Raw genomic sequence first — 22684 nt, forward strand, 5'->3', positions numbered from 1 at the left:
GTGTTACGACGAGTGACTCCGGCAGTGCACGGGGTTGGGCGATCGAGCGGATGCTACGCCAGCGCCTCGGCGCGGAACTCCTCGAGCTGCGCGGCCTGCTCGGGCGACGCCAGCGCCCGGATCCGCGTGCCGTCCTCGACGTAGTCGGTGGAGAGCACGCGCCCACCCTCGTGCAGCGCCGAGATGACGTCGCCGCGGTCGTACGGAACCAGGAGGTCGACCTCGACGGCGGGGTCGGGCAGCATGCGGCCGATCGCGGCCAGCACCTCGGCGACGCCCTCGCCGGTGCGCGCCGAGGCGAACACCGCGTTCGGCTCGAGGCCCTGCAGGACCAGTCGGTCCTCCGGCGTGACGAGGTCGGCCTTGTTGAAGACGACGAGTTCGGGGATGTCGCGGGCTCCCACTTCGCCGATGACGTCGCGCACGGTCGCGATCTGCTGGGCGGGGTCGGGGTGCGCGGCATCGACGACGTGCACGATCAGGTCGGCGTCGCCGACCTCTTCCAGCGTCGAGCGGAACGCCTCGACGAGCTGGTGCGGCAGGTTCCGCACGAACCCGACCGTGTCGGCGATCGTGTAGACGCGCCCGTCGGCGGTCGTGTTGCGGCGCACGGTCGCGTCGAGCGTGGCGAACAGCGCGTTCTCGACGAGCACGCCCGCGCCCGTGATGCGGTTCAGCAGGCTCGACTTGCCCGCGTTGGTGTAGCCCGCGATCGCGACCGACGGCACGGCGTTGCGCTTGCGGTTCGCGCGCTTGGCGTCGCGCGCGGGCTTCATGCCGACGATCTGCCGGCGGAGCTTCGCCATGCGCGAGTGGATGCGGCGGCGATCGAGCTCGATCTTCGTCTCACCGGGACCACGCGACCCCATGCCGGCGCCCGCGCCGCCCACCTGGCCACCGGCTTGGCGGGACATCGACTCGCCCCAGCCGCGCAGGCGCGGCAGGAGGTACTCGAGCTGCGCGAGCTCGACCTGCGCCTTGCCCTCGCGGCTCTTCGCGTGCTGGCTGAAGATGTCGAGGATCACGGCGGTTCGGTCGATGACCTTGACCTTGACCGCATCCTCCAGCGCGCGGCGCTGGCTCGGCGCGAGCTCGGTGTCGGCGACCACGGTGTCCGCGCCGAGCGCGGCGACCACGTGCCGGAGCTCCTCGGTCTTGCCCCGGCCGAGGTACGTGCTGGGGTCGGGGTGCGGGCGCCGCTGCAGGACGCCGTCGAGCACGCGCGCGCCCGCCGTCTCGGCGAGGGCGGCGAGCTCGCGGAGCGAGTTCTCGGCGTCCTCCAGCGAGCCCTGCGGGTACACGCCGATCAACACGACGTTCTCGAGCCGCAGCTGCCGGTACTCGACCTCGGTGACGTCCTCGAGCTCGGTCGAGAGACCGCTGACGCGGCGGAGCGCCGCGCGCGCCTCGCGGTCGTACTGCTCGCCGTCGAAGCCGTCGTGGTCGGGCTCGGCGAGCCCGGCGCGCTGGATCGACGACGCCTCGGACGCCCCGAAGCGGGACACGCCCGCCCGGGCGTCGGCGCTGCGCAGCACGCGCTCGACCGCGTCGTCGTGGGTCTCGGGTGCCGCGTCGTTCATCCTGTCCAGCCTACTTCCGTTCGCCTGCGATAGGTTTCCCCGTATGCCGCAGGAGCACTACTTCTCGTCCAAGCCCGCCGATCGGGCGGCGCTCCGGACCGTTCCGGTGCGGCTCGCCGGCCGCGACGTCGAGGTGCAGACCGCGGGCGGCGTCTTCAGCCCCGACCACGTCGACCTCGGCACGCGAGTCCTGCTCGACGAGGTCCCCGCTCCCCCCGCCGGTGGTCACCTGCTCGACCTCGGCGCCGGATGGGGCCCGATCGCGCTCACGCTCGGGCTCGAGTCCCCCGAAGCGACCGTGTGGGCGGTCGACGTGAACGAGCGGGCGCTCGACCTCGTCCGTCGCAACGCGCAGCGACTCGGGCTCCACAACGTCAACACCGTGATGCCCGACGATGTTCCCGACGACGTGCGCTTCTCGGTGATCTGGTCCAATCCGCCGATCCGCATCGGCAAGGCCGAGCTGCACGCGCTGCTGCGTCGCTGGCTGCCTCGGCTCGAGACGGGCGCCACCGCGTGGCTCGTCGTGCAGAAGAACCTCGGCGCCGAGTCGCTGCAGCGCTGGCTGGGCGAGGAGTTCGCGGACGGCTGGACCGTGGGGCGCGCGGGGACGTCGAAGGGCTTCCGCGTCCTGACGGTGACGCGCGACCTCTGACCCTGCTCAGGCCAGCGCGAGCACGCCGTCGAAGACGAGCTCGCCGGGCCCGGAGAGCAGCACGTGCTCCCCGTCGGGCTGCGACGCCATGCGCACGCCGAGCGCGCCGCCCGGCACCTGCACGACCCACGTGTCCGGTGCCTGTTCGCCCGCCCAGTACCGCACCGCGAGTGCCGCCGCGACCGCGCCCGTGCCGCACGAGAGCGTCTCGCCCGACCCGCGCTCGTGCACGCGCATGCGGATGCGTCCCCGCCCGTTCTCGACGAGCGGCTCGGCCGGGACCACGAACTCGACGTTCGCACCGGCCTGCGGCTGCGGGTCGAGGATCGGGAGGTAGGACAGGTCGAGGCCGTCCAACTCGTCGTCGTCGGCCAGCGCCACCACCACGTGCGGGTTGCCGACGTCGATGCCGAGGCCCGGCCGGGCGACGGGCAGGTTCTTCGCGCGCACGAGCGGTTCCCCGCCGTCGAGCCGCCAGACACCGAGGTCGGCCTCGAATCCGGCGCCGGTCACCCGGACCCGACGTACCCCCGCGCGTGTGCCGATCGCGATCCACTCGTCGCCCGCGGGGGCGATGTGCCCCTGGTCGATGAGGTAGCGCACGTAGACGCGGATGCCGTTGCCGCACATCTCCGACAGGCTGCCGTCGGCGTTCCAGTAGTCCATGAACCAGGTCGCCTGGGGGTCCTCCGCGAGCGCGCCCGCACCGTCGGCGAGCCGCTCGGAGCGGACCGCCCGGATCACGCCGTCGGCGCCGACGCCGAAGCGGCGATCGCAGACCGCCGCGATCTGCGTGGGCGAGAGCTCGTGCTCGCCCTCGGGGTCGCTGTACAGCACGAAGTCGTTGCCCGTGCCCTGGCCCTTGGTGAAGCGCAGATCGAACGCCATCGCACCAGTCTAGGGAGCAGGGAACGGCTCAGACGCCACTCGCCTGGCGGGCGAGCTCGGCCGCGAGCGCGGCCGGGTCGCCGGCATCGACGACGGATGCCGCGGCGTACCGCTTGAACCACCCGACCTGCCGCCGGGCGTACGTCCGGGTCAGCGCCTGCGTCTCCGCGATCGCGTCGGCCTCGGCCATCCGCCCCTGCACCTGGGCGAGCGCCTGCGCGTAGCCGATCGCCTTGCGCGCGGTCACGCCGCGCTCGAGGCCCTTCGGGATGAGCCCGCGCACCTCATCGAGGAGCCCGGCCGCCCACATGCCCGCCGTGCGGGCGTCGAGGCGGGCGACGAGGTCGGCGCGGTCGGCGCGCAGGTGCACGATCCGGTGCGGGCGCCACGGCACCGGCTCGTCGGGCAGGCGTGCGGCCTTCGGCTCGCCGGTGAGCTCGATGACCTCGAGCGCGCGGACGATCCGACGGCCGTTCTGGGCGTCCACGCTCGCGGCGGTCTCCGCGTCCAGCTCGCGCAGGCGCCGGTGCATGAGGCCGGGCCCGACCTCCTCGAGCTCGGCTTCGAGGCGCGCCCTGATCGCGGCATCCGTACCGGGGAAGCGCAGGTCGTGGATGACGCTCGAGACGTACAGCCCCGAGCCGCCCGTGAGGAGCGCGACGCCGCCGCGACCCGCGATGTCGTCCACCACTCGCCGGGCCTCCGCCTGGTACGCGGCGACGGATGCCTCGTCGGTGACGTCGAGCACGTCGAGCAGGTGGTGCGGCACGCCCTCGCGTTCGTTCACGGGGAGCTTGGCGGTGCCGATGTCCATGCCGCGGTACAGCTGCATGGCGTCGGCGTTCACGACCTCGGCGAGGCCGCCGCGTTCGGCGATCGCGTGCGCGAGGTCGAGCGCGAAGCGCGACTTGCCGGTGCCCGTGGCGCCGACCACCGCGATCAGCGTCACGTCAGCGCTGGCCGTCGGCGGGGTCGTAGATCGGCATGGTGCCGACGCCGGGGCTCGTGAGCGGCTCGCCGCCGACGCGCAGCGACGGCAGGCCGAGCGAGACGCGACCGCCGGCCGTTGCCGCGGCGCCGGGTGCGGCCGGCACGCCGCAGCTCTCGGCCTGCGCGCGGTCCCACGCGTCGCCGGCTCGCGTGCGTCGGATGCGCAGCGGCGCGCCGTCGATCGAGTCGGCGAGGAGGTGGAACGGCGCGGCCTGCGTGATCTCGACCGAGACGACGTCGCCGGGTCGGGGCAGGTCGGAGCCCGGGGGCACCTCGAAGTGCACGAGGCGGCTGTCTTCTGCGCGACCGCTCAGGCGGTGCGTCTCGGCGTCCTTCTTGCCCTCGCCGGTGGAGACGAGCACTTCGACGGCCCGGCCGACGAGCTTCCGGTTCTCCTCCCACGAGATGCGCTCCTGGAGGGCGATGAGTCGCTCGTAGCGCTCCTGCACGACCTCCTTCGGCACCTGGTCCTCCATGGTGGCCGCGGGCGTGCCCGGGCGGATGGAGTACTGGAAGGTGAACGCGGATGCGAAGCGGGCGGCCTCGACGACGCGGAGGGTCTCCCGGAAGTCCTCCTCGGTCTCGCCGGGGAAGCCGACGATGATGTCGGTCGAGATCGCCGCGTTCGGGATCTTCGCACGCACGCGATCGAGGATGCCGAGGAATTTCTCGGACCGGTACGACCGTCGCATGGCCTTCAGGATGCGGTCGGAACCCGACTGCAGCGGCATGTGCAGCTGCGGCATCACGTTCGGCGTCTCGGCCATCGCGTCGATGACGTCGTCGGTGAACGCGGCGGGGTGCGGGCTCGTGAAGCGGATGCGCTCGAGGCCGTCGATGCCGCCCGCGGCGCGCAGGAGCTTGCCGAACGCCTGGCGGTCGCCGAACTCGACACCGTAGGAGTTGACGTTCTGGCCGAGGAGCGTCACCTCGACGGCCCCGTCGTCGACGAGCGCCTGCACCTCGGCGAGGACGTCGCCCGGCCGGCGGTCCTTCTCCTTGCCGCGGAGGGCGGGGACGATGCAGAAGGTGCAGGTGTTGTTGCAGCCGACCGAGATCGACACCCAGCCGGAGTACGTGGAGTCGCGCTTCGTGGGCAACGTGGATGGGAACACCTCGAGCGCGTCGAGGATCTCGAGCTGCGCCTCGTCATTGTGGCGCGCCCGCTCGAGCAGGCTCGGGAGCGAGCCCATGTTGTGCGTGCCGAAGACGACGTCGACCCACGGCGCCTTCTCGAGGATGACGTTCTTGTCCTTCTGGGCGAGGCAGCCGCCGACGGCGATCTGCATGCCCGCGTGGCGGCGCTTCACCCCGGCGAGGTGACCGAGGTTGCCGTAGAGCTTGTTGTCGGCGTTCTCGCGCACGGCGCACGTGTTGATCACGACGATGTCGGGCTCCGCGCCATCGGCCGGAACGTAGCCGGCCGCTTCGAGCGAGCCGCTCAGCCGCTCGGAGTCGTGCACGTTCATCTGGCACCCGAAGGTGCGGACCTCGTACGTACGGGGCGCGGCCGTCTCGGCGGCGACGGGCTCCGCGGCCGCGGGCATCGCCTCGTGAATGGTGCTCATGATCGCACCAGTCTACGATCCGTCACTCGGCGTCGTCGCCGTCGAGCGCGACGGCCACCGCGCGCCGGACGAGCTCGCTCCCGTACCCGCGCCGCATGAGGAAGGCCGACAGGCGGCGCTCGGCGACGTGCCGATCGAGCCCGGCCAGTTGCCGCGCACGGCGCTCGGCGATCACGAGCGCGTGCTCGAACTCGACGTCGGGGTCGAGCGTGTCGACCGCTTCTCGCGCGAGCTCGTCGTCGATCCCGCGGCGACCGAGCTCGTGCAGGAGCGCACCGCTCCCTCGGCCGCGGCGCACGCCGTGGCTGTGCACGAGCTGCTCGGCCAGCCGACGATCGTCGAGGTAGCCGAGTCTCGCGTACCGCTCGATCCACTCCTCGACCTCGACCTCGTCGAGGCCGTGCTCGACGAGCGTCGCGCGCACCTCGGACACGGACAGCGACGAGCGACGCAACCGGGTGACGATCAGCCGGTCGATGCGGTCGTCGCGCTCGGGGCCGGTCTCGGGTTCATCAGGATCCGCCGACGGGACCCGTTCGGTCGCGAGGCCACGGAAGCCCGTGCTGCGACGCTGCGAGTCCGGCCGCGCGGCGCCCGGCCGCGCAGTGTCTCGATCGCGCCCGACGGGCGGTGCCGTGGGCGGCCCCGCCGCAGCGGGCGCCGTTCCCGGCCCGCGGCGGGCGGCCCCGTCGGATTCCTCCGACGGTGCCACCCACGGCAGGTAGGTGACCGGCGCGAGCCGCTCGTTCCGCTGATCGGTCATCGGTGCCGCCGGCTCAGGCGCCCTTGCGCTTCGCCGCGATCGACTCGACGTTGGACGGAGCGGCGGTCGCCGGCGCACCGCCGGCCTGGCCGATGCCGAGCTTCGAGAGGATCTTCTTCTCGATGTCGGCGGCGATGTCGGGGTTCTGGATGAGGAAGTTGCGGGCGTTCTCCTTGCCCTGGCCGAGCTGGTCGCCGTCGTAGGTGTACCAGGCTCCGGACTTCTTCACGATGCCCTGGTCGACGCCGTAGTCGATGAGGCTGCCCTCGCGGGAAATGCCCACGCCGTAGAGGATGTCGAACTCGGCCTGCTTGAAGGGCGGGGCCATCTTGTTCTTCACGACCTTCACGCGCGTGCGGTTGCCGACCGCGTCGGAGCCGTCCTTCAGGGTCTCGATGCGACGGATGTCGAGGCGGACCGACGCGTAGAACTTGAGCGCCTTGCCGCCCGCGGTCGTCTCGGGGCTACCGAAGAACACGCCGATCTTCTCGCGGAGCTGGTTGATGAAGATCGCCGTCGTCTTGGTCTGGTTGAGGCCACCGGTGAGCTTGCGCAGCGCCTGCGACATGAGCCGCGCCTGGAGGCCGACGTGCGAGTCGCCCATCTCGCCCTCGATCTCGGCGCGCGGCACGAGCGCGGCCACGGAGTCGATGACGACGAGGTCGATCGAGCCCGAGCGGATCAGCATGTCGGCGATCTCGAGCGCCTGCTCACCCGTGTCGGGCTGCGAGACGAGCAGCGAGTCGATGTCGACGCCGAGCTTCTTGGCGTAGTCGGGGTCGAGCGCGTGCTCGGCGTCGATGAACGCCGCGATGCCGCCCGCCCGCTGCACGTTGGCGATGGCGTGGAGCGTCAGCGTCGTCTTGCCCGACGACTCGGGGCCGTAGATCTCGATGATGCGCCCGCGCGGCAGGCCGCCGACGCCGAGCGCGACGTCGAGTGCGATGGAACCGGTGGGGATGATCTCGACCGGTGCGCGCTCCTCGCTGCCGAGGCGCATCACCGACCCCTTGCCGAACTGGCGGTCGATCTGGGCGAGTGCGGTCTCGAGGGCCTTCTCGCGGTCTGCGGGTGATGGCATCGGTGCTCCTTCGTGGTGATGACGGCTGCCTCTAGGCTGTCGTTCCGCGTGCCAGGCCGTGACCCGGCACGTCTCGCGACAAGGCGTTTGCGGTGTGTTCCGACGCCTCCGACCGTACGGCCGGCCACCGACATCCGTCGCCCGAAGGCCTTGGCTGTGGATGGACGCGTCATCCCTCCTGCTGTTGAGGAGCCTAACGCAGCATCCGAACGCATGTTCGATGCGCGCACCGGCGTGTCGAACGCGTCTTCGGACGCGGTCCGGGACACGCGACCGCCTATCGCGCGGGCCGTTCCCCCGGCTCGGGCCGACCGACGCCGTGGCGGCGCTCCTCCGGGACATCCGTCGCCGCGCACAGCGCGAACCACACGTCGCGCGGCGCGAGGCCCGCGGCGAGCGCCTCTCGCGCCGTGCGATTGCCGAGCTCGACGAGCACGAGGTCGTTCACCACGACGTCCCCGTAGCCCGGACCGAACTCCTGCTCGACCGCGAGCGCGAACTCACTGCGCTTCACCCATGACCTCCGGACGTGCGAACGGCCGGTCACGAGGACCGGCCGTTCGAGTGGACCTGTGGATCAGCGGACCATCATGTCCGCGTCGAACTCCGCCACCAGCTCGTCGGGGAGGCTGTCGGGCACTGCCGGGGTGTTGAGCCCCTCGAGCACCGCGATACGGTCGCCGACCTCGTGCATGATCACGGAGATGGGAGTGTCGAGCGCGTCCGCGACGGACGCGAGGATCTCGCTCGAGGCCTCCTTCTGGCCGCGCTCCACCTCGCTGAGGTAGCCGAGCGCGACGCTCGCCTTGCTGGCGACCTGGCGGAGGGTCCGGCCCTTCTGCAGGCGGAAGTCCCTCAGCACGTCGCCGATCTCCTGTCGAACCAGAACCATCGGAACCTCCCTCGTCTCACCTTGCGACCCGACCGGGGCCGGCACGGGGAGGTCAGTCTAGCGCCTCTTCCCGTTCACCGAGCCTACCGTTGGTCACTGGTGTTTTGCTCTGAACCCGACACCTGTAACAGGGTGTTCACGTGGCCTATTCCCGGTCGCGCGCCGCCGAGTCGGCCGGAGCGTCCACACGGTCGACCGCCGCGATCGCGCCCGTCGGCACGAGCGTCGGCGACGCCTCGAGCCGCGCCTTCCGCCGCTTCAGCCAGATGCCCGTCACGATGATGACGGCGAGCGTCGTGTACGCGGCGATCGCGAACGGGCTGTGGATCAGGTAGGCGAGGTCGCCCTGGCTGATCGCCATGGACTTGCGGAGCTGCTCCTCCGCCATCGGCCCGAGGATGCCGCCGACGACCATCGGGGCGACCGGGTATCCGTAACGGCGCATCAGGAACCCCACGATCCCGACGACGAGCAGCGTGAGCGTGTCGAACACGTTGAAGTGCAACGCGTACGCCCCGAGCCCCGCGAATGCGAGGATGCCCGCGTAGAGATAGGGCCGCGGGATCCGCAGCACCTTCACCCACATGCCCACGAGCGGCAGGTTGAGCACGAGCAGCAGCACGTTGCCGATGTACAGGCTCGCGATGAGCGCCCACACGAGCCCCGACTGGGTCTCGAACAGCAGCGGCCCCGGCCGGATGCCGTACGACTGGAACGCCGAGATGATGATCGCCGCGGTCGCGGTCGTGGGCAGGCCCAGCGTGAGCAGCGGCACGAGCACGCCGGCGGCGGCGGCGTTGTTCGCCGACTCGGGCCCCGCGACGCCCTCGATCGCACCGCGCCCGAACTGCGCGCGTGCACGGCCCTTCGCGAGTCGTCGCTCGGTGGCGTACGACAGGAACGTGGCGACATCCGCCCCGCCGGCCGGGATGGTGCCGATCGGGAATCCGATCGCGGTGCCTCGCAGCCACGGCTTCCACGAGCGGCGGACGTCGTCGCGGGTGAGCCAGCTGCGCCATCCGCGCGTCACCGGGATCACCCGCACCGGACCGTGGCGCAGACGTGAGGCGACGTAGAGCGTCTCGCCGAGCGCGAAGAGCCCAACCGCGATGAGCACGACGTCGATGCCGTCGGCGAGGCTCGGAACGCCGAGCGTGTAGCGCTGCTGGCCCGAGAGCACCTCGGTGCCCACGAGTCCGAGCATCAGGCCCAGGCCGAGCGAGACGAGGCCGCGCGGGATGCTCGAGCCGAGCAGCGCGCCGACGGTGAGGAAGGCGACGACGATGAGGGCGAAGTAGTCGGCCGGGCCGAGCTGGACGGCGAGCTTCGCGATGCCCGGGGCGAGGAAGGTCAGCAGGACGGTCGCGATGGTGCCTGCGACGAAGGACCCGATCGCCGCCGTGGCGAGGGCCGCCGCGCCCCGGCCGGCCTTCGCCATCCGGTTGCCCTCGAGCGCCGTGACGATCGAGGCCGACTCGCCCGGCGTGTTCAGCAGGATCGAGGTCGTCGACCCGCCGTACATGCCGCCGTAATAGATGCCCGCGAACAGGATGAGCGCGCCCGTCGGGTCGAGCGTGTACGTCAGGGGCAGGAGCAGGGCGACCGTCATGGCCGGACCGATGCCGGGCAGGACGCCGACCGCCGTGCCGATGAACACGCCGAAGAGCGCGATGAGGAGGTACTGGGGCTGCAGCGCGGTGGCGAAGCCCTCGAGCAGTGCAGTGAGGCTATCCATGGAAGATCGGGATCCAGTCGAGGAGCGGGCCTGCGGGCAGTGACAACCCGAGCCAGGCGCCGAAGACGAGTTGCGTGACGAGTCCGAGGCCGAGCCCGATGAGGAGCGCCATCCAGCAGCGCCTGGCGCCCAGTACGATCGCCGCCCCGGCGAACACCACCGCGACCGCGATGGGCCATCCGGCCCACTCGATGAGCACGAGCTGCGAGAGGAAGATCGCGACGAGCTTCGCGACGGTGAGCCAGTCGGTCGGGGCGTCGGGGTCGACGTCCTCGCCGTCGTCGGGCACGCCCCGGCGACCGCGTGCGATCTGCACGACGACGGCGACGGATGCCGCGACGAGCAGCACCCCGACGGCGTACGGGAACGCCCGCGGCCCGAGCACGCTCGCCGAGCCGGGCGGCACCCGGATGAACCCCGCGCCGATGATCGCGTAGACGCCGAGCGCGGCGCTCACCACCGCGAAGGCGACCTCCCCCGCGAGACGACGCCCGGCGCGGCCGACGCCACCGGCGGGATCGGGCTGATCGGGGATTCCCCCCGGCGCGGTCGCGCCGAGGGGAACCGGGGTGGAGTCGGTCACGGTGCGACCAGTCCGATCGTCTGGAGCGTCTGCGTCACCTCGGCGATGTCGCCGTCGAGGAACTCGGTGAACTCGTCGCCCGTGAGGAACGCGTCGGCCCAGCCCTTCTCCTCGAGCGTGGCGGCCCATGCATCGGAGTCGTGCAGCTCGGTCACGAGGGCGCTCAGCGCCTCGGCGTCGGCCTCGTCGATGCCGCCGGGTGCGAGGAGCCCGCGCCAGTTCGTGAGGGTCACGTCGTAGCCCTCGTCGACGAGCGTGGGCGTGTCGGGCAGCAGTTCGACCGGCTCGGCCGACGAGACCGCGAGCGCGCGCAGCTCGCCCGCGGCGATCTGCTCGACGAATTCGCCGACGCCCGAGATCCCGGCCTGCACGGTGTTGCCGAGGAGCATCGTCACGGCCTCGCCGCCGCCCGAGTTGGGGATGTAGTTCAGCGTCGTCGGGATGTCGGCCGGATCCACGCCCGCCTCCGTGAGCAGCATGCCCGCCAGGATGTGGTCGGCGCCGCCCGCCGACCCGCCCGTCACTGAGATCGCCGCGCCCTCGTCGACGATGGCGTCGACGAGATCCTCGGCCGACTCGTACGGCGAGGACGCCGGCACGACGAGGACGAGCGCCTCCTCGGTGAGCTTCGCGATGGGCGTCATGTCCTCGATGCGCACAGGCGAGGCGTTCGTCTCGACCGCGCCGACCATGACGAGGCCGGTGACCATGAGCGTGGCCGGGTCCTTCTCGTTGGCGAGCGAGGCGAGGCCGACCGTGCCGCCGGCACCGCCGATGTTCTGGACGGGCGCCGAGCCGACGAGACCCTCGTCGGTCATCACCTGCGCCAGGGCGCGGGCCGTCTGGTCCCAGCCGCCGCCCGGGTCGGCGGGGGCGATCAGGTTGACCGCGTCGAGGGATGCCGCGGCATCCGCCCCGTCACCGCCCGCGTTCGCGGTGGTGGCGCTGCATCCGGCGAGTCCGACCAGTGCGGTGACGCCGAGGCCCGCGAGCGCCGCGCGCGCGGCCGCGCTGCGGATCCGGTGAGGGGTGGCCGAGGGGGTCGGCCGGCTGTGTGATCGCAATGCTCCTCCTTGAGTGCCCGGCTCCGTCGCCGGGCCGACGATCGTCGGTGCCGATGACGGTAGGTCGGCGCCGCCTCCCCGCGGAACGTTGCGGTCGTACGGGTCGTACTGGTCGTTGCGGTCGATTCGGTCGTATTGGTCACAGCCGCGCGGGAGGTGGACGCATGCCCGTGCGGCACACTGGTGGGGTGGGCCGGTCGAGGATGACGCTGGGCATGCAGCTGCTGCTGCTGCAGGTCGCGATCGTGCTCACGACCGTCGTCGGCACGGGCGTGACGGCGATGCTCATCCAGGAGCAGCAGCTCCGCGAGGGCTACCAGGACCGGATGATCGCGGTGGCCCAGTCCGTCGCCGGGCTGCCGGTCATCCGCGGTGCATTCGATGACCCGGACCCCTCCGCGACGATCCAGCCGGTCGCCGAGGTGATCCGGAACGCCTCGGACGTCACCTACGTCGTCGTCGCGAACGAGGACGGGATCCGCTACTCGCATCCCAACCCCGACCGCATCGGAGAGCGCGTCTCGACCGACCCGACGATCCCCCTGTCGGGCGAGGTCTACGTCGGCACGCAGACCGGCACGCTCGGCGAATCGTGGCGCGTGAAGGTGCCGATCTTCGACGACGACGGCGACGTCATGGGGCAGGTGTCGGTCGGCATCCTCGAGTCCGAGCTGCGCGCCGACTTCCTCGGCGGGCTCGGAGGGCTCCTCGGCGCACTGGCCGTGGCGGCGCTCGTCGGCGTCGTCGGTTCGGCGTGGATCGGCCGCGTCATCCGCCGCCGCATCTACGGGCTCGAGCCCGATGAGATCCGCGCGATGCTCGAGACGCGGGAGGCCATGCTGCACGGCATCCGGGAGGGCATCGTCGCGGTCGACGACCGGGGTCGTGTCGTCCTGATGAACGACGCCGCGGCGCGGCTGCTCGACGTCGAGGATCCCGAGCGGGTGCTCGGCATGCCCGTCGAGGAGGTGCTCGACGGCGACCTCGCCCGCTTCATCGCGTCGGGCGAGGACCGCGAGGCACCCGTGCTCTCGGGCGAGCGGGTGCTGCTCGTGCACGGCGACCGGGTCGCCGTCGACGGCCGGGAGGTCGGCTCGATCGCGATCCTGCGCGACCGCACCGAGCTCGAGACCACGCTGCGCGAGCTCGAGGGCGCGCAGAGCCTCGCCGAGGGGCTTCGCGCCCAGTCGCACGAGTTCTCCAACAAGCTCCACGTCGTCAGCGGCCTCCTCGAACTCGGCCACGTCGATGCCGCGATCGCGTTCATCCAGCGGGTCGGAAGCGGCGGCGCCCTCTCCACGCTCGGCGACCACGACGGCATCGCCGACGTCGAGACGGCCGCGCTCGTGCTCGCGAAGCGGTCGCGGGCGGGCGAGCTCGGGCTCGCCTTCGACCTCGACCCCCGGTCGCACCTCGACGCGACGACCGACGCGCGCGAGCGCATCGACCTCGTGACGGTGGTCGGCAACCTGGTCGACAACGCGATCGAAGCCTGCGTCCTGGGCGGACGCATCGAGCTGTCGATCCGCGACGACCTCGAGCCCGGCATGGTCGTCGTCCGCGTCGACGACGACGGACCCGGCATCCCGCCAGAGCGGCGCGCCGCGATCTTCGAGCCCGACGTCAGCGGCAAGGCACCGGCGCCCGGCAAGGCGCGGCGCGGCATCGGACTGACGATCGTGCAGCGCGTGACGGCGCGACTCGGCGGCGACGTGGCCGTCGACGCGTCGCCGGCCGGTGGGGCTCGATTCGTCGTGCGGCTGCCCCGGAATTCGGGCGCGACATCGGCCGCAGCGGCGCCGACGCGCTCGAGCGAGACGGATGCCGCGGCGACGCCAGCCTCGGGAGGTCGCCGATGAGCGACATCCGCGTCGTCATCGTCGACGACGACTTCGCCGTCGCGCAGGTCAACCGGGCGTTCGTCGACGCCCAGGCCGGCTTCACGGTCGTCGCGGAGGCGCACACCGGTGCGGCCGCACTCGAGGCGATCGAGCGGCACCGGCCGCACCTCGTGCTCCTCGACGTCTACCTGCCCGATCTCGGCGGCCTCGACGTGCTTCGACGACTTCGCGCGTCGGGCGACGAGGTCGAGGTCATCGCCGTGACGGCTGCGCGCGATCTCGACACCGTGCGACAGGCCCGACTGCTCGGCGTGCGGCACTACCTCGTCAAGCCCTTCTCCGGCGCGACCCTGGTCGAGCGACTCGACGACGTGCGCCGCGGCATCGCCGCCGACCGTGCGGCTCCCGCGCGGGCGCTCGACCAGCACGGCGTCGACCGCATCCTCGGCGGGACGACGAGCACGATGCGCCGGGTCGCCCTCCCGAAGGGACTCTCGCAGGTGAGCCTCGACCGTGTCGCCGCCGGCCTCGCGGCGCGCCACGCCGACGCATCCGCAGCCGAGATCGCCGAGGCGCTCGGGATGTCGCGCGTGAGCGCGCGTCGCTACCTCGAGCACCTCGTGGCGAGCGGCGCCGCCGAGGTCGCGCCGAGATACGGCAGTGCCGGCCGCCCGGAGCACCGGTACCGGATGCCGCCGCGCTGACGCGGCCCGCAGCCGGAGGTCAGTTGCGCTCGCGCACGCGCGCGAGCGCCGCGTCGATCGCGGCCCGCACGGTCGCCGCGCGGATCGCGTCGCGCCCGCCCGCGCCGGCGAGCTGGAGGGCGATCGCGTCGGCGCCGTCGGCCGTCGCGACGCCGATGTAGACCGTGCCGACCGCCTTCCCGTCCTGCGGGTCGGGTCCGGCGACGCCCGTGGTCGCGAGCCCGAGGTCGGCCGGGCGGTCATCGACCGCGAGGGCGCTCCTCACCCCGTCGGCCATCCGCCGCGCGACCTCGGGGTGGACGGCGCCCACGGCCGCGAGCAGGTCGGCCGGAACGCCGAGCAGCGAGCGCTTCACTGACGTGTCGTAGGCGACGATGCCGCCGTTCACCACGACGGACGCGCCGGGGATGCGGGTCAGCTCGGCGGTCACGAGACCACCCGTGAGCGATTCGGCCACCGCGATGCGAAGGCCCCTCCGGGTGAGTTCCGCGATGAGCTCGGCGGCCGGGTCGGCCGTCGCATCGGCGGCGGGCGGCATCCGCTCGTCGCTCACCGCACGTCACCCACCGAGCCGGCTCACTTGGACTCGGCCCGGTGCTCGCGCGCGAGCCGGATCGCGTCGCGCACGTACAGCAGGCCCGACCAGACGGTGAGCACGAGCGCGACCGCCATCGCCGCCCAGTTCACCCAGAGGATCCAGTCGCCGAGGAACGTCCAGAGCGGCGTCAGGAACAGCGAGATCGCGATCGCCTGCGCGAAGGTCTTCGCCTTGCCGCCCGACGAGGCCGGAACCACCGTGCCCCGGCGCAGCTCGACGAGCCGCCAGACCGTGATGCCGACCTCGCGGACGACGATGAGGATCGTCACCCACCACCACAGCTCGCCGAGGATCGACAGGCACACGAGCGCACCGCTCGTGAGGAGCTTGTCGGCGATCGGGTCGAGGATCTTGCCGAGGTCGGTGACGAGTCCGCGCGAACGGGCGAGGTGCCCGTCGACCCAGTCGGTCGAGATCGCCACGATGAAGATGACGGCCGCCCACCACCGCATCGGGCCGTCGGCCCCACCGTCGGCGAGCAGCAGCCAGAAGAAGATCGGCGCCATGACGATCCGGACGATCGTGATCGCGTTCGGGAGGTTCCAGTTCGAGCTGCGATCACGGCCAGCGGCATCGGTCATGGCCTCAGCCTAGCCGTCGGTCAGTCGCGGCCGGTGAGGCCCCAAGCGTCCTCGTCGCCGTCGGCCTCGACCTCCTCGAGGCCCTCGGGGATGCGCCCGACGGGGTCGTCGTAGCGGTCGTCGACGTCCTCGGGCGACGCGGTCGCAGCGGGCGCGGCCGCGGCAGGCGCAGGCGCGGGCGGGGCGGATGCCGCGGCCGGCGCCGCCGGCTCCTCGCCGCGCAGCTTCGCGAGCACTCCCGGCAGCTGCTCGGGCGTCACGAGCACGTCGCGGGCCTTGGAGCCCTCGGACGGGCCGACGATCTCGCGCGACTCGAGGAGGTCCATCAGGCGACCCGCCTTGGCGAAGCCGACGCGGAGCTTGCGCTGCAGCATCGACGTCGAGCCGAACTGCGTGGACACCACGAGCTCGGCCGCCGCGAGCAGCAGCTCGAGGTCGTCGCCGATGTCGGAGTCGATCTCCTTCTTCTCGACGGCCGCCTCGACATCCTTGCGGTACTCGGGGCGGGCCTGCCGGGTGACGTGCTTCACGACCCGGTCGATCTCGGTCTCGGTGACCCACGCACCCTGCACGCGGATCGGCTTCGAGGCGCCCATGGGCAGGAACAGCGCGTCGCCCTGGCCGATGAGCTTGTCGGCGCCCGGCTGGTCGAGGATGACGCGCGAGTCCGTGACGCTCGTGACCGCGAACGCGAGCCGCGACGGCACGTTGGCCTTGATGAGGCCCGTGACGACGTCGACCGAGGGCCTTTGCGTCGCGAGGACGAGGTGGATGCCCGACGCGCGCGCGAGCTGCGTGATGCGCACGATCGAGTCCTCGACGTCGCGCGGGGCGACCATCATGAGGTCGGCGAGCTCGTCGACCACGACGAGGAGATACGGATAGGGCTTCAGTTTCCGCTCGCTGCCGGCCGGCAGCTTGATCTCGTCGCCCACCACCGCCGCGTTGAAGTCGTCGATGTGGCGGAACCCGAACGACGCGAGGTCGTCGTACCGCATGTCCATCTCCTTCACGACCCACTGCAGCGCCTCCGCCGCCTTCTTGGGGTTCGTGATGATCGGCGTGATGAGGTGCGGTACGCCGGCGTACGGCGCGAGCTCGACGCGCTTCGGATCGATGAGCACCATCCGCACCTCGGACGGCTTGGCGCGCATCAGCAGGCTCGTGATCATCGAGTTCACGAAGCTCGACTTTCCGGAGCCGGTCGAACCGGCCACGAGCAGGTGCGGCATCTTCGCGAGGTTCGCGACGACGTAGCCGCCGCCCACGTCCTTGCCGACGCCGATCGTCATCGGGTGCTTGGCGTTCACCGCAGCGCCCGATCGGAGCACGTCGCCGAGCGTGACCGTCTCGCGGTCGGCGTTCGGGATCTCGACGCCGATCGCCGACTTGCCCGGGATGGGCGAGAGGATGCGCACCTCGTTCGATGCGACCGCGTACGAGAGGTTCTTCGACAGCGCGGTCACGCGCTCGACCTTGACGCCCGGTCCGAGTTCGATCTCGTACTGGGTCACCGTCGGCCCGCGCGAGAATCCCGTGACCTTCGCGTCGACGCCGAACTGCTCGAGCACGCCCGTGATCTGCCGGACGACCTCGTCGTTCACGGCCGAGCGGGTCTTCGCGGGCGCGCCCGCCGCGAGGGTCGACGAGGAGGGCAGGTGGTACGGCCGGTCGGGCAGGTCGTCGCCCGCCTCCTCGACGGATGCCGCGGGCGCGGCCGCCGCCGAGGCATCGCCGGCTCCGGCCGCGAGCCCGGCCGCCGCGCCGGCGGGCGCCAGCACTTCGGTCGCCCCGGCGTCGTCGCCCCGGAGACCCGTGCCATTGCCGGCGACCTCGCCCGTGAAGCGCTGCAGCGCGGACTCCGCGCGCTCCAGGTCGTCGATCACACCCGCCCCGTACGGATCGGCCGGACGGACGCCCTCGAGGGGCGTCTCGAAGCTGCCGGCCGCGGAGCCCTCGCCGAACACCTCGGTGATGCCGTCGGCGCCCGCGTCGGTGAACTCGGGGTCCTCCTCGCGGTTCGACGCGTTGCGGCGCCACCATGGCAGCATCCCGCCGGAGGGCGCCTCGTCGTCGATGCCGTCGAGCTCGACCTGTTCGGAGCGGTCGGCCTTCGACCGGCGCTTCGGCTTGGCCTCGGCCGCGGCCGCGGCCGTCTGCGCGTCATCCGCACCGCCGTCGAGCGCGCCGAACAGCCAGGCGTACAGCTCGCGGAAGCGCTGCGGGATCCGGTTCGGCGGCGTCTTGGTGAGGATGAGGAGCGACAGCAGCACGAGGAGGACCAGCACGATTCCGGCGCCGACCTCGGTGATGAGGAGGATCAGCGGCTCCGCGAGCATCCAGCCGAGGATGCCTCCCGCGCCGGCCAGCACCGGCATCCCCTCGCTCGGCGACGGCTGGCCGCCGAACAGGTGGCAGAGCCCGGACACGGTGATGAGCAGCATCCCGAGGCCGATGCCGATGCGCGTGTTGTCGTGCACCGAGCTGGGGTGGCGGAAGAGCCAGACGGCGAACATGAGCATCACGACCGGCAGGGCGAAGGCCACGCGACCGAAGAGCCCGCCGAACGTGTAGGCGTCGAGGGTCTGCGCGACGGGGTCGTTGATGAAGAACCACTCGACGATCGCGCCCGACACCGCGAGTAGGACGAGGAAGAAAGGCAGGCCGTCGCGGCGCTCCTCCTTCGCGAGGGTCTCGGGGCCGAGCGCACGGGCCGCGCCGCCGGTCAGGTGGGCGAGCCCCATCCAGGCGCGGACGACGACCCCGGGACCATCGGACTTCTGGGGTGCGTTGCGCGCCGCGCGCGTCGACGTGCGCTTCGCCGGCAGCTTCTTCGTGGGGGCGGTGCGCGTCGACGAGCGCCCGGACGCGCCGGAGGCGCGACCGTTCGACCTGGTGCTCGTAGCCATGCGCCCAACGTTACGGCCCGCCGCCGACGCGGCCCGGGAAGCCGGTCGAGTGTCGGCGCAGTCGGTGCGGTCTGCGCGACGCCGCCCGGCCGCCGGCCGCCGCCGCCGCGAGTGTCAGCGCAGCAGCCGCACCATGGTGTCGCGACCCTCGGCCGACGCGATCACCGAGAAGCCCTCCGACCGGTACAGGTCATGCGCGAAGTTGCCGTGCTCGACCGAGAGCGCGAGCCGCGCGTACCCGCCGGCCCGGGCGTCCTCCGTGAGCGCCCGCAGCAGCGCACGCCCGAGACCCTGGGCCCGCCACAGCGGTCTCACGCCGATGATGAGCTCGGGGACTCCGGTCGCGACGAAGCCCATCGAGGGTCGGTCGGCGCCGAACAGGCGGTACCAGGCGGCGCCCACCGGGCGCCCCTCCGGATCGACGGCGACGACACCCCGATCGGCGGGGCGCTGCCACCCCGAGATGTAGGCGGCGTGCGTGGCATCGGCCAGGACGACCGGGCGCGGGCGCGCGGCATCCGCTCGCCAGTTCGCCGCCTCGACGACCATGTCGGCGAGGAAGCCGCCGTCCGCGGGGAGCGCGGACCTGATGGTGAAGGCCGCCATGACCGGAGGGTACGCGGGCCCTGTTACGGCGGTGTTTCGAGGGCGACGGATGCCGCGGCATCCGTCGCCCTCACTGCAGATCGTCGGGCTACGCCTCGATGACGAGCGGCACGAGCATCGGGCGGCGGCGCAGGCGCCGGTTCACCCAACTGCCGACCGTGCGGCGCACCGTCTGCTGCAGCGCGTGCGGGTCGCGCACGCCGTGGTGCGCGGCATCCGCGAGGGCCGCGACGATCTTGGGCTTCACGTCCTCGAACACCGCGTCGTCCTCCGCGAAGCCGCGCGCGTGGATCTCGGGGCCGACGATGACCCGGCCGGTCGAGGCGTCCACCACGACGATGACCGAGATGAAGCCCTCCTCGCCGAGGATCCGGCGGTCCTTCAGGTCGGCGTCGGTGATCTCGCCGACCGTCGAGCCGTCGACGTAGACGAAGCCGAGGTCGAGCTGGCCGACCACCTTCACCTCGCCCTCGCGCAGGTCGAGGACGGTGCCGTTCTCGGCGAGGAACGTGCGCTCGGCCGGGATGCCCGTGTCCTGCGCCAGGCGCGCGTTCGCGACGAGGTGGCGATACTCGCCATGCACCGGCAGCACGTTGCGCGGCTGCAGGATGTTGTAGCAGTACAGCAGCTCGCCCGCGGCCGCGTGGCCCGAGACGTGCACCTTCGCGTTGCCCTTGTGCACGACGTTCGCGCCGAGCTTCGTGAGCCCGTCGATCACGCGGTACACGGCGTTCTCGTTGCCCGGGATCAGGCTCGACGCGAGGATCACCGTGTCGCCCTCGCCGATCTCGATCTGGTGGTCGCGGTTCGCCATGCGGCTGAGCACCGCCATCGGCTCGCCCTGCGAGCCCGTCGACATGTACACGATCTTGTCGTCGGGGATGTCGCCGGCCTTCTTGAAGTCGACGAGCACGCCCTCGGGCACGTCGAGGTAGCCGAGGTCGGCCGCGATCGTCATGTTGCGCACCATGCTGCGGCCGAGGAGCGCGACGCGCCGGCCGTTCTGGTGCGCGGCATGCAGCACCTGCTGCACGCGGTGCACGTGGCTCGAGAAGCTCGCGACGATCACCCGCCGCGGCGATCGCGCGATGACCTCGTCGAGCACGGGCCCGATCGCGCGCTCCAACGGCGTGAAGCCCGGCACGTCGGCGTTCGTCGAGTCGACGAGGAACAGGTCGACGCCCTCCTGGCCGAGGCGCGCGAACTCGCGCAGATCGGTGAGGCGACCGTCGAGCGGCAGCTGGTCCATCTTGAAGTCGCCGGTCGCGAGCACCGTTCCGGCATCGGTGCGGATGGCGACCGCCAACGCGTCGGGGATCGAATGGTTCACCGCGACGAACTCGAGCGCGAACGGACCGAGCTTCTCCGTCTGCCCCTCCTTCACGGTGAGGCTGTAGGGCGCGATGCGGTGCTCCTTCAGCTTCGCCTCGACGAGCGCGAGCGTGAGCTGCGAGCCCACGAGCGGGATGTCGGCGCGCAGCTTCAACAGGTAGGGCACGGCGCCGATGTGGTCCTCGTGCCCGTGCGTGAGCACCACGGCGACCACGTCGTCGAGGCGTTCCCGAAGGAAGCCGAAGTCGGGCAGGATCAGGTCGACGCCCGGCTGGTGCTCCTCCGGGAAGAGTACGCCGCAGTCGACGATCAGCAGCTTGCCGTCGATCTCGAAGAGCGTCATGTTGCGGCCGACCTCGCCGAGGCCGCCGACCGGGATGACGCGGAGCGTTCCCGGTTCGAGCGGCTCGGGGTCGATGATCTCGTCGGGCATGGGCCCTCCTCACGTTGCGGTGTTCAGTTCGGTGCGACCCTCGTGGTCGCGGATGTCTCGGTCGGGCGTTGCCCGTCGGATGCCCGGTCGGCGCGAAGCGTGCGGGGCCGGCCCGCGGCATCCGTCGCCCGTCAGCGTGTCGTGCCGGCCACCTTGGGCAGGGCGCCGCCGGCGGCGGCGTTGCGGTCGGGGCGGAAGTTGTGGAAGTCGGCGCCGGGGATGCCCTGCACGAGGTCGATCTCGTCCTCGATCAGCGCGGCCTCCCACTCCTCGGGGCCGACGAGCGGCAGGCGCACGCGCGGGCTGCCGATGCGACCGAGACCGTGCAGGATGTACTTCGCCGCGACCGTGCCGGGCACGTGGGTCATGACCGCCCGCACGAGCGGCTCGAGGCGCTGGTGCTCGGCCGTCGCGGCCTTCAGGTCGCCGCGGTTCACGGCATCGACGATCGTGCGGTACGGCGCCGGCGCGATGTTCGCGGTCACGCCGATGAGGCCGGTCGCGCCGATCGAGAGGTGCGGCAGCACGTTCGCGTCGTCGCCCGAGAAGTACATGAGGTCGGTCTGGTTCAGCACGCGGCTGACCTCGCTGAAGTCGCCCTTCGCGTCCTTGATGGCGAGGATGTTCGGGTGCTTGGCGAGCCGCAGGATCGTCTCGTACTTGATCGGCACGCCCGTGCGGCCCGGGATGTCGTAGAGGATCACGGGCAGGTCGGTGGCGTCGGCCACCAGCCGGAAGTGCGTGAGGATGCCGGCCTGCGTCGGCTTGTTGTAGTACGGCGTGACGATCATGATGCCGTCGGCGCCCGCCTGCTCGCTGTGCTTGTAGAGCTCGATCGCGTGCGCGGTCTCGTTCGAGCCGCCGCCCGTGATGATCTTCGCGCGGCCCGCCGCCACGTCCTTGCCGACCTCGACGAGGCGGATCTTCTCGGGGTCGGTGAGCGTCGACGTCTCGCCCGTGGTGCCCGTGACGACGATGCCGTCGGCGCCTGCCGTGATGACGTCGTCGATGTGCTTCTCCACGGCCGGCCAATCGACCTCGCCGTCCGCCGTCATCGGCGTGACGAGCGCGACGAGCACCTGTCCGAAGGGATTCTCAGAAGTCACGTGCTCAAGGCTATCGCCACGCGCGACCGTGCCGTGTCTGCATCGCGCCCACTGCCGCCTCGCGGCCTCCAGCTCGACGACACCCCGATCACCGCCCGAGGCAGAGCGAGGCTGGTGCACCATGACATGTTCCCGTCCGTCGGCCGGCAGCCGCGCGCTCGCGTTGACCGGCAGTTCGACGTGCAGGATGCCGTCGTCGTCGACGGGCTCCCCGTGGAAGCGGAGCGCACTCGCGCACGCGAGCCTGCCCCCGATTCGGCACGCGCGCAGTACGTCGGCGTCGGTGTCCGGGAGCGCGTACCAGGCCTGCCGCACCCGGATCAGGCTCCGGTAGCCGACCAGCAGCCGAACCGTCTCGTCGTCGAGACCGATCCGCCGAAGGTCGGATCGGTGCGCGATCCCACCGAGGGCGGTCAGCTCACGTCGATACCTCATCGTCCGAGCCTGCAGACGCACGTCTGTCGCAGGCGCCCGACATCGGCGCATCCGTGCGGTCGCTCGGGTCGCGCCGGCCTTGGGAGGACGGCTGAGACGGCGCGGGAGAACGTTGCGCCCCCACGGCGACGGCGACGACCTCGCCAGTGATCCGCGCGGACGGAGCACCTCGTCCAGCACTCCTGAATCGAAGGACGCACGGCGCACACGAGCCGCACGTTCGCCCCGCAGCCAGGAGGTGTCCTTCGATTCAGGAGCATCGACGAACACACGGCGTCCTCGGGCCGCACGTTCGCCCCGCAGCCACGCAGGCGCCTCCGATAAGGAGCATCGACGAGAC

General features: G+C 71.8%; 20 protein-coding genes. 3 read left to right on the plus strand and 17 right to left on the minus strand.

The features are described from left to right. Positions 1 to 53: 53 nt before the first annotated feature. Positions 54 to 1580 carry a GTPase HflX gene (hflX, locus tag GJ743_RS04635; protein ID WP_155050764.1) on the minus strand — a complete coding sequence of 509 codons (1527 nt, stop codon included), beginning with the start codon at positions 1578 to 1580 and terminating at the stop codon, positions 54 to 56. A 43-nt stretch (positions 1581 to 1623) separates the two neighbouring features. Here hflX and GJ743_RS04640 point away from each other — a divergent pair, with 43 nt between their 5' ends. Then, positions 1624 to 2235, plus strand: a complete 612-nt coding sequence (locus GJ743_RS04640; RefSeq protein WP_155050765.1) for a class I SAM-dependent methyltransferase — start codon at positions 1624 to 1626, stop codon at positions 2233 to 2235. A gap of 6 nt (positions 2236 to 2241) precedes the next feature. On the opposite strand, the gene dapF is transcribed toward GJ743_RS04640, so the two are convergent. The 10 genes from dapF to GJ743_RS04690 all read right to left on the minus strand — a co-directional run bounded on the left by dapF (position 2242) and on the right by GJ743_RS04690 (position 11799). Then, positions 2242 to 3123 (minus strand): diaminopimelate epimerase, encoded by an 882-nt coding sequence (dapF, locus tag GJ743_RS04645; protein WP_155050766.1) that lies wholly within the window; start codon positions 3121 to 3123, stop codon positions 2242 to 2244. A gap of 28 nt (positions 3124 to 3151) precedes the next feature. After that, on the minus strand, positions 3152 to 4072 hold the full coding sequence (gene miaA, locus GJ743_RS04650; protein ID WP_328288792.1) for a tRNA (adenosine(37)-N6)-dimethylallyltransferase MiaA: 921 nt from the start codon (positions 4070 to 4072) through the stop codon (positions 3152 to 3154). Between the two features lies 1 nt (position 4073). Continuing rightward, entirely contained in the window at positions 4074 to 5681 is a 1608-nt protein-coding gene (gene miaB, locus GJ743_RS04655; RefSeq protein WP_155050767.1) for a tRNA (N6-isopentenyl adenosine(37)-C2)-methylthiotransferase MiaB, read from the minus strand. A gap of 22 nt (positions 5682 to 5703) precedes the next feature. After that, the gene (locus tag GJ743_RS04660; protein ID WP_155050768.1) at positions 5704 to 6444 is read right to left on the minus strand and encodes a regulatory protein RecX; all 741 of its coding nucleotides are present in this window, start codon (positions 6442 to 6444) and stop codon (positions 5704 to 5706) included. A 13-nt stretch (positions 6445 to 6457) separates the two neighbouring features. Continuing rightward, the gene (gene recA, locus GJ743_RS04665; RefSeq protein WP_155050769.1) at positions 6458 to 7525 is read right to left on the minus strand and encodes a recombinase RecA; all 1068 of its coding nucleotides are present in this window, start codon (positions 7523 to 7525) and stop codon (positions 6458 to 6460) included. Positions 7526 to 7802: 277 nt separating this feature from the next. Continuing rightward, positions 7803 to 8039: a DUF3046 domain-containing protein gene (locus GJ743_RS04670; protein WP_328288793.1), complete on the minus strand. Its 237-nt coding sequence runs from the start codon at positions 8037 to 8039 to the stop codon at positions 7803 to 7805. Between the two features lie 63 nt (positions 8040 to 8102). Further along, on the minus strand, positions 8103 to 8417 hold the full coding sequence (locus GJ743_RS04675; protein ID WP_155050770.1) for a helix-turn-helix domain-containing protein: 315 nt from the start codon (positions 8415 to 8417) through the stop codon (positions 8103 to 8105). Between the two features lie 145 nt (positions 8418 to 8562). Continuing rightward, entirely contained in the window at positions 8563 to 10152 is a 1590-nt protein-coding gene (locus tag GJ743_RS04680; protein ID WP_155050771.1) for a tripartite tricarboxylate transporter permease, read from the minus strand. Beyond that, positions 10145 to 10735 carry a tripartite tricarboxylate transporter TctB family protein gene (locus tag GJ743_RS04685; RefSeq protein WP_328288794.1) on the minus strand — a complete coding sequence of 197 codons (591 nt, stop codon included), beginning with the start codon at positions 10733 to 10735 and terminating at the stop codon, positions 10145 to 10147. Before GJ743_RS04685 ends, GJ743_RS04680 begins: the two co-directional genes overlap by 8 nt. Further along, positions 10732 to 11799 (minus strand): Bug family tripartite tricarboxylate transporter substrate binding protein, encoded by a 1068-nt coding sequence (locus GJ743_RS04690; RefSeq protein ID WP_155050772.1) that lies wholly within the window; start codon positions 11797 to 11799, stop codon positions 10732 to 10734. Before GJ743_RS04690 ends, GJ743_RS04685 begins: the two co-directional genes overlap by 4 nt. A gap of 188 nt (positions 11800 to 11987) precedes the next feature. Between GJ743_RS04690 and GJ743_RS04695 the strand changes: the two genes are divergently transcribed. Both GJ743_RS04695 and GJ743_RS04700 read left to right on the plus strand, forming a co-directional pair. After that, positions 11988 to 13658: a sensor histidine kinase gene (locus tag GJ743_RS04695; protein WP_328288795.1), complete on the plus strand. Its 1671-nt coding sequence runs from the start codon at positions 11988 to 11990 to the stop codon at positions 13656 to 13658. Next, positions 13655 to 14344 carry a response regulator gene (locus tag GJ743_RS04700; RefSeq protein WP_155050774.1) on the plus strand — a complete coding sequence of 230 codons (690 nt, stop codon included), beginning with the start codon at positions 13655 to 13657 and terminating at the stop codon, positions 14342 to 14344. Before GJ743_RS04695 ends, GJ743_RS04700 begins: the two co-directional genes overlap by 4 nt. Positions 14345 to 14363: 19 nt before the next feature. On the opposite strand, the gene GJ743_RS04705 is transcribed toward GJ743_RS04700, so the two are convergent. The 6 genes from GJ743_RS04705 to dapA form a co-directional block, all read right to left on the minus strand. Continuing rightward, a complete protein-coding gene (locus tag GJ743_RS04705) occupies positions 14364 to 14882 on the minus strand; it encodes a CinA family protein (protein WP_155050786.1) in 519 nt (172 codons plus the stop codon). A gap of 38 nt (positions 14883 to 14920) precedes the next feature. Then, positions 14921 to 15523, minus strand: a complete 603-nt coding sequence (gene pgsA / locus GJ743_RS04710) for a CDP-diacylglycerol--glycerol-3-phosphate 3-phosphatidyltransferase (RefSeq protein WP_155050775.1) — start codon at positions 15521 to 15523, stop codon at positions 14921 to 14923. A gap of 20 nt (positions 15524 to 15543) precedes the next feature. After that, complete coding sequence (locus GJ743_RS04715) at positions 15544 to 18432, minus strand: FtsK/SpoIIIE family DNA translocase (protein ID WP_155050776.1); 2889 nt, start codon at positions 18430 to 18432, stop codon at positions 15544 to 15546. Positions 18433 to 18546: 114 nt separating this feature from the next. Continuing rightward, entirely contained in the window at positions 18547 to 19038 is a 492-nt protein-coding gene (locus GJ743_RS04720; protein WP_155050777.1) for a GNAT family N-acetyltransferase, read from the minus strand. Positions 19039 to 19126: 88 nt separating this feature from the next. Next, a complete protein-coding gene (locus GJ743_RS04725; protein WP_155050778.1) occupies positions 19127 to 20803 on the minus strand; it encodes a ribonuclease J in 1677 nt (558 codons plus the stop codon). 131 nt (positions 20804 to 20934) lie between these two features. Further along, positions 20935 to 21909 carry a 4-hydroxy-tetrahydrodipicolinate synthase gene (gene dapA, locus GJ743_RS04730; protein WP_328288796.1) on the minus strand — a complete coding sequence of 325 codons (975 nt, stop codon included), beginning with the start codon at positions 21907 to 21909 and terminating at the stop codon, positions 20935 to 20937. Positions 21910 to 22684: the final 775 nt, after the last annotated feature.

This window comes from Agromyces bracchium (assembly GCF_009709675.1).
In the GTDB taxonomy this organism is placed as follows: Bacteria; Actinomycetota; Actinomycetes; order Actinomycetales; family Microbacteriaceae; genus Agromyces; species Agromyces bracchium.